A 1,745-nucleotide genomic window follows, 5' to 3' on the forward strand; every position below is an offset into this window, starting at 1 on the left:
CGTCCGCGCTGGCCGGTGCCACGCTGTCGCTCGCGGCCGCGGCGCCAGCTGCCGCCCATGTCACGCTGGAGCGCGCCGAGGCGACGCCGGGCGCCGGCTACAAGGCGGTGCTGCGGGTGCCGCACGGCTGCGGCAGCGCCGCCACCCTGACGGTGCGGGTGACGATCCCGGACGGACTGATCGCCGTGAAGCCGATGCCGAAGCCGGGCTGGACGCTCGCCGTCACCCAGGGGGCGTATGCGAAGCCCTACGAGTTCATGCACGGGATCACGTTCAAGGACGGCGTGCGCGAGATCACCTGGACGGGCCGGCTGGAGGACGCGTTCTACGACGAGTTCGTGTTCTCGGGCTTCGTCGCCGGCACGGTCGAGCCCGGCACCACGCTGGTCGTTCCGGTCGTGCAGGAGTGCGAGCAGGGCACGGCCGCCTGGACCGAGGTGCCGGCGGCCGGGCAGGATCCGCACGCGCTGAAGACACCGGCGCCGAGCATTCGCGTGATCGCCCCGCCCGAGTCCCATCACGCGCATCATTGAGGGTCTGATAGTCGTCGCCTCGCCCTTCCTCCGTCCTCGTCCCGAGGAGCCCGCGAAGCGGGCGTCTCGAAGGGCGGGGACGGCCTCGGCGCTGTCCCGCGGGGCCTCATGGTTCGAGACGCGATCCTTCGGATCGCTCCTCACCATGAGGGAAGATCGAGGGAGGACGACGCGGCCTACCCCACGATCTCCGTGTAGGAGACGAAGCCCACCGTGTCGCCGGGCGACACCGCCGTCACCTCGTCGGCGATCTCGATCAGCCCCTCGGTCTCGGTCAGTGACGTGATGGCGCCGGCGCCTTCGAGCCGGTAGGTCACCGCCTCCGGGCGGCCGTCGGGGCCGGGGCGCAGCGAGCCGCGCAGATATTCGCGCCGGCCCGGCTTCTTGCGATGCGCGAAGCCGGCCCGCACGGGAAGCACCGGCAGCGGGCGCGGCGTCGCGCCGGCGAGTCGCAGCAGCAGCGGGCGGACGATCCGCGCGAAGGTGACGAAGGCCGCCGCGGGATTGCCCGGCAGGCCGACGAAGGCGGCGCGCCGCCCCGCCTCGCCGGCCAGCACGCCCATGGCGACGGGGCGGCCCGGCTTGATGGCGATGCGCCAGAACACCAGCGAGCCGGCGCGCTCGACCGCGGTGCGGACGTGATCGGCCTCGCCGGCCGAGACGCCGCCCGACGTGATCACGAGATCGTGGGCCGCCGCCGCCGGCAGCGCCTGCGCCAGCGCGTCCGGATCGTCGGGCAGAATGCCGAGATCCGTCACCTCGGCACCGAGCGCCTCGGCCATGGCGAGCAGCAGATAGCGGTTGGCGTCGTAGATGCCGCTCGGCGGCAGCGGCGCGCCGGGCTCGACGATCTCGTCGCCGGTCGAGAACAGCGCCACGCGGACGCGGCGGCGGACCGGCAGCGCGGTGAGGCCCTGTGCGGCGGCGAGCGCGATGTCGGCCGCGGCGAGGCGCCGGCCGGCCGGCAGCATCGTGCCGCCCGTGGGAATGTCCTCGCCGGCGAGCCGGCGGTTGTCGCCGGCCTTCAGCCCGGCCGGGACCAGCAGCGCGTCGCCGTCCAGCCGCGCGTCCTCCTGCATCAGCACCGTGTCGGCGCCGGGCGGCATCGGAGCGCCGGTGAAGATGCGGGCCGCCTCGCCCGCCGCCAGCGGCCGCGCCGCGGCATGGCCGGCGGCGACCCGGTCGACGACCTGCAGGCGCGTCTCGCCGGCC

The 1,745-nt window shown here is 74.8% G+C and carries 2 protein-coding genes; one reads left to right on the plus strand and one right to left on the minus strand.

Features of this window, described 5'->3' with window-relative positions:
- On the plus strand, window positions 1-533 hold a 533-nt coding region (locus CH341_RS00385), incomplete at its 5' end, for a YcnI family protein (RefSeq protein ID WP_342634983.1).
- Window positions 534-709: 176 nt separating this feature from the next.
- Here the strand turns inward: CH341_RS00385 and CH341_RS00390 are convergent.
- Window positions 710-1,745 (minus strand): molybdopterin molybdotransferase MoeA (locus tag CH341_RS00390; protein ID WP_111417052.1); only part of this gene is annotated, 1,036 nt, incomplete at its 5' end.

Origin of the sequence: Rhodoplanes roseus, assembly GCF_003258865.1 — a bacterium.
Classification (GTDB): Bacteria; Pseudomonadota; Alphaproteobacteria; order Rhizobiales; family Xanthobacteraceae; genus Rhodoplanes; species Rhodoplanes roseus.